General features: G+C 60.7%; 4 protein-coding genes and 1 other annotated feature. All 4 genes read right to left on the reverse strand.

Annotation, left to right across the window (positions count from 1 at the left end):
* A partial coding sequence (locus Q0Z69_RS16425; protein ID WP_298035482.1) for a hypothetical protein occupies positions 1-1,316 on the reverse strand: 1,316 nt, incomplete at its 3' end.
* Positions 1,317-1,352: 36 nt separating this feature from the next.
* Positions 1,353-2,231 carry an AAA family ATPase gene (locus tag Q0Z69_RS16430; protein ID WP_298035483.1) on the reverse strand — a complete coding sequence of 293 codons (879 nt, stop codon included), beginning with the start codon at positions 2,229-2,231 and terminating at the stop codon, positions 1,353-1,355.
* A gap of 107 nt (positions 2,232-2,338) precedes the next feature.
* Complete coding sequence (locus Q0Z69_RS16435; RefSeq protein WP_298035484.1) at positions 2,339-3,757, reverse strand: glycine--tRNA ligase; 1,419 nt, start codon at positions 3,755-3,757, stop codon at positions 2,339-2,341.
* 55 nt (positions 3,758-3,812) lie between these two features.
* Positions 3,813-4,021 (reverse strand) — a binding site (T-box leader).
* Positions 4,022-4,075: 54 nt separating this feature from the next.
* Positions 4,076-5,782, reverse strand: coding sequence for a hypothetical protein (locus Q0Z69_RS16440; RefSeq protein WP_298035485.1), 1,707 nt, complete (start codon positions 5,780-5,782; stop codon positions 4,076-4,078).
* Positions 5,783-5,800 lie beyond the last annotated feature (18 nt).

The raw sequence follows: 5,800 nt of genomic DNA on the forward strand, positions 1-5,800 counted from the left end.
CGGCCGTCGGTGTAGTGCTTGCCCCGCCAGACGCTCTCGGTGTCATAGGGGCCGTGGCCCTGATAGGTCACGTTGAAAGAGAAGTAGGGCTTCCCCTCCCCGTCCCGGTTCTCCTGGTACAGCCGGAAGATCTCCGGCAGCAGCACGTCGTCGGTGGCGATACCGCCGGTATAGAGATCGCTGAAGCGGTTCTCATAGAAGTAATAGGTGGGCATGCCCAGGTAGCTGTTGACATTGCGGCGGTTGTAGAACCACTCATAGCTGGGGTGGCTGCCCTCCACTGCGTAGCCCTGGCTGCTGAAGTACCAGCCGTAGGAATTGGTGTTGGTCCGGTAATTCCACTGGTCGGCGTAACCCGTCAGAAAGGCCCGCTCCGTGTTCACCGTGCCTCCGGCAAAGATGTTGGTCATCAGGTCGCCGGTATAGCTCTCCGCCTCCAGGGTGTGATAGACGGCATAGGCCGCCTCCCAGTCGATGCCCTCCACATTCTCAAAGCGGGAAAAATCCGCGAAGGCCTCCAGCTGAATGGTGATGATATCCACCTTTTCCGCCTCCGGGATGTCCGCATCCTCATAGGCGGCCAGCATGGCCGCCGCCTCCCGCTCATTGTAGCCCCCCGGCGCCTTGATGGACCCGGCGGTGACGCTGTGGAGGAAGGGGTAGACAAAGCCTTTGGAGAGATAGACCTGTGTGGAGGACCAGCGGTTGATATAGTCGTAATTGGCGGTCTTGGTGTTGTAGACCTGTTTGTCCACATAAACACGGCTCAATGGCACACACAGCACGACCCCCGCCAGAAACAGCGGCAGCCGCGCCTTCCATTTGGGCACGCCCCGCACCAGAAAGAGCAAGATCAGCGTACCCAGCACGATACAGAGCAGGCCGAACCACACCCGCTTATCCGGCGTCAGGTCATAGTTGGCGGTCTTGGTGATGGAGCTGGCCTCCCGCAGGTATTTCAGGTCCTGAAACATCAGCGGGTCATCCCGGAAGCGCAGCTTATAATAATTGCCCAGGGACAGCCCCCACACCACCACAGAAGACAGCAAGAACGCGATCCACGGCCTGCCGGTCAAGCCGTACAGCAGCATCACCAGCAGCACCACCGGCAGGATATTCAGCGCCAGCAGCAGAGGCCGTTTCAAATAGCTGCCCATCAGCACATCCGGGTAGTCCCCATAGGCGAAGAAAATGGACAGCAATCCCAGACACACGCCCGCCATGGCCAGCACACCCAGGTTCCAGAGCCAGAAAGCCGCCTGCTTCCCCCGGGAAAGCCCTCCGGCGGAGGTTTGGAACAGCCAGAAATCTCTCAAGTCAGTCACCTCATTTTGCATCGGAAAAGCGGCATATCACCGTTTTTCCTGTTGAAAGTCTGCCTCGTGGGCCTTGAAAAATGCGTAAAAATCGGCCACGTCCGCCACCTCCGTCCACCGGCAGACAGAGGCCGGCGTCCGGTCCAGGTCATAGACCCGGGCGTCCTTCAGCGCCAGCAGGATGGGCGAGTGGGTCGCAACGATGAATTGGCAGCGGTAAAACCGGACGGAATCCTCCAAAAATTTCGCCAGCTCCTGCTGGAACCGCACCGACAGGCTGTTCTCCGGCTCGTCCAGCAGATAGAGGCCCCCTTCTCCGATGTGGCGGGTAAAGTATAAAAAGCCGCTCTCCCCGTTGGACTGTCCGGGCACGTCCCGCATCAGCTGCTCGTTGACATAGCGGGAGCCGGTGTGGCGCTGGGCGTCCACCACCTTTCGCAGCTCATCCAGATCCGCCAGAGACCGCATCTGAAAGCGGGCGTACCGCTTGTCCGCGTACTCCGCCAGCAGTTCCCGCCGCTTCGTGTCGATGCCCTCGTTCATGCAGCGCAGGTCCAGCAGATAGTCGAACACGTCGTCGCTGGTGATGACCCGGCTGGTCCCCCGGACCTCCCGGTCAAAAGCGGAGGCCGTCTCCGCCTGGCAGAGGTCCAGATAATCGCCGAAAAAGGCACTGCGGTTGAAAGGCGCGCCCCGCTGCAGCTCCAGCTTCTCCCCGATCAGGTTCAGCAGGGTCGTTTTTCCACTGCCGTTGCCGCCGCAGAGAATGGTGAGCGGCTCAAAGCGCACATGAGAAAGGCCATGAAACACCCCGAAGGGATACCGGCTGCCGTAGCAGGTCCGCTTGCTCTCCCAGTTCCGATCCAGATGGGCCAAGCCGTCGTCCGGTACGGAAAAGCTTTTCAGGTAAAGCATGGGGATATCCCTCCTTCCTTTTTCCAATTTTACCACAAAAATATCCAAAAAACATGAACTCTGTGAAAACAGGGCGGGTGCTTCCACCCGCCCTGTTGGGTCCTTTTTTAATAAGCCAGCTTCTCCGCCAGATAGGCTTTCAGCTGGGAAATAGGAATTCTTACCTGCTCCATGGTATCCCGCTCCCGGACGGTGACGCAGTTGTCGCCCGCCTTCTCGGCGTCGCCCACGGTGTCGAAGTCCACGGTGACGCAGAAGGGCGTGCCGATCTCATCCTCCCGGCGGTAGCGCTTGCCGATGGAGCCAGCGTCATCAAAGTCCACCATCCACTCCTTGGAAAGCTCCTGCTTGATCTCCAGGGCCTTGCCGCTGAGCTTCTTGCTCAGGGGCAGCACGGCGCACTTGAAGGGCGCCAGGGCGGGATGGAGACGCAGCACCACGCGCACATCGTCCTTGCCGTTCTTGTCCTGGCCTACCACTTCCTCGTCGTAAGCCTCACACAGGAAGGCCAGGGCCACGCGGTCGGCGCCCAGGGAGGGTTCGATGACATAGGGGATATAGTGCTCGTTCTTCTCCTGGTCGAAATAAGTCAGGTCCTTGCCGCTGGCCTCCTGATGGCGGCCCAGGTCATAGTCGGTGCGGTCGGCGATGCCCCACAGCTCGCCCCAGTCGGTGAACGGGAAGGCGTACTCGATGTCGGTAGTGGCCCGGGAATAGAAGGCCAGCTCCGCTGGCTCATGATCTCGGAGCCGCAGGTTCTCCCGCTTGATGCCCAGGTCCAGCAGCCAGTTCACACAGTAGTCCTTCCAGTAGGCGAACCACTCCAGGTCGGTGCCGGGCTTGCAGAAGAATTCGCACTCCATCTGCTCGAACTCCCGGGTGCGGAAGGTGAAGTTGCCCGGCGTGATCTCATTGCGGAAGGCCTTGCCCACCTGGCACACGCCGAAGGGCAGCTTGCGGCGTGTGGTGCGCTGGATGTTGGAGAAGTTCACGAAGATGCCCTGGGCGGTCTCAGGCCGCAGGTAGCAGGTAGAGGAGGAATCCTCTGTGACGCCGATGGCGGTCTTGAACATCAGGTTGAACTTGCGGATGGGGGTGAAGTCGTGCTTGCCGCAGACGGGACACACCACATCCTCATGCTCCGCGATGAAAGCGTCCATCTCGTCAAAGCTCATGGCGTCCACGTTGACCTCGGGATGCTCCTCGCCGATGAGCTTATCGGCCCGGTGGCGGGCCTTGCAGGCCTTGCAGTCCAGCAGAGGATCGGAAAAGCTGGCCACATGGCCGGTGGTGACCCAGGTCTGGGGGTTCATGATGATGGCGGCATCCAGGCCCACGTTGTAGGGATTCTCCTGGACGAACTTCTTCAGCCAGGCCTTCTTCACGTTGTTCTTGAACTCCACGCCCAGAGGGCCGTAGTCCCAGCTGTTGGCCAAGCCGCCGTAGATCTCGCTGCCGGCATAGATGAAGCCGCGGCTCTTGCAGAGGTTCACGATCATGTCCAATGTCTTTTCGCTGTTTTTCATAGCTGCTCTCCTTCTGTCAGGCTCAGGAGCAAAAAACGCCCTGAGCCGGTTTTCGGCTCAGGGCGAACTTGATAAAGTCCGTGGTTCCACCTGAATTCGCATCTGGCTGATGCGCACTCTGTCCCGGTAACGGCGGGGACCGGCGGGGCATTTCCGCTCCGCGGCTCAAAGGGGCCTTCTCCCCCTCTCCGCGGGGACTCGCACCGTCCGTCCCCTCTCTGATGCGGAGCTGATGAGGATACTGTTCCTTCTCACAGCCTTTTATTTGTGGGTGAAAGTTTATCACGTTTTTGCGGCAATGTCAAGCATATGCCTCCCTCACTTCTCCCCATCCGGGAAATGGAACGTGTCCCCCGCCTCGAGGCCGTCGAACTCCGAGTAAGTAATCGTTATCGCGGCGGCGTCCGGCGTGGAGGTATCGCCGCTGAAGCCGATGACGGCCTCCACCAGTTGATCGTCCGAGGTGAAATACAGTATCCCGTCGCTCCGGTCGTACCGGAGGGCCGCCATGCCGTTCAGCGTGGTCAGGCGGTAGAGGGAAATCGTGGCGTCGTAGGTGCCGTCCCCCCGGTCGTACAGCTCCAGACAGCTGTACACCTCGTCCGTCCCCTGGGTATCCACATACGTACCGGCCACGTTCCTCCCCATGCCGCCGCCGTAGCGAAGGCTGGCGCCCTCCGGGTTTTGGAGGGTTATGATCCCGGCCCTGCCGTCCTCCACGAGAGTGAACCACACCGCGCCCCCGGCCCCGGCAACGGAGCCATCGTGGTAAAACAGGTCCGCCCGGTCCTGGGTGTACTGGTTCTGGGACATGGCATCCCACAGACCTGGAGTGAAAATATCGTCATAATAGGGCAGGAACTCCTCCGCCGTCATGATGAGGGTCTCCCCCGTCTCCGAGGCCAGCACCCGGGGCCAGGCGATCATGTCGGCCACGTCCTCCCGGCGGTCCTCCTCCACGGCCTTGTAGAACGCACAGTAGAAGGACTGGGCAAAGGTCTCCTGCATCCCGGTGGCGTTGTAAAAATCGTCCTCCGTGTAGGCGGGTTCCACCTCCGTGTCCCCCGTCATCATCGGTTTTTGGACGTCTTTCAACACCGTGAAGTCGATGCCGTCCGCCAGGGCCTCCAGGTTCTCCCGGGTCATAGCCCCCGGCCAGTCGGGGTCGTCGAGGCTGGTCCCCGCCAGCACGTTCACGGCGATGAAGCACTCCGGGAAGTCCCCCAGCACCAGGGCCTTCCCCGGCCCCATGGCCAGCAGCACCGTTTCGCCGCAGGCGGTCTTGTACTGCCACTGATCGTACTGGCTGACGTCGGTGATATTCAAGGTCACCTCGTCAAACACGCCCTTCACCGTCCGGCGAAGCTGATAGTCCACCTTGCCGTAACCGTCCACATACGCGTCGCCGTCGAACTGGAAAGTGCCGTCGTCGTAAAGATACGCCCAGTATTTCCCGTGCTCCTCCGCCAGGAAACCGCCGCCGATCCGGCGGCACAGCTCGTCGTGGTCGATGATGTCCATTTCCTGATGAACGTCCAGATCGTACTTCTCCGTGATCTCCTTCAGCTTCTCCACCATCTCCCGGGTGTAGACGCTGTACAGGCTGAAGCGCTGGTAGTCCGGGTCGTCCTCCAGGCCGGTGGGGCCGTTGCCGATGGCCTCCAGCGCGCCGCCGTCGTCATAGGTCTCCAAAAACGACTGCCACTCCGCATTGGCCTGGTTCTCCGGGCTGTTCTGATAGCCTGCCAGGCTGATGGTGTCCACGCTGTTTTCCACACGCTCCCCGGTCTCCGGGTCCAGCATGGTCACTTTCTCTTTGCCCAGCAGCAGGTCCCGCAGGCCGAACAGATCCGCCGCCACCGCCGCAGCGGACAGCGCCGCCAGCAGGGCGATCACCGCCGCCAGGGTCAAAAGCCCCTTGGGTGCTCCTCTTTTTTTACTCGGTCTCATAGCTTCCATATCCTCCCATCGGATCACCGTGGAAGAATGGACCTGGGAAAAGGTCCGCCGGTACAGCTCACGCATCCTTCCACACCTCCTTCA

It is taken from the genome of uncultured Dysosmobacter sp. (assembly GCF_947631165.1).
GTDB lineage: Bacteria > Bacillota > Clostridia > Oscillospirales > Oscillospiraceae > Oscillibacter.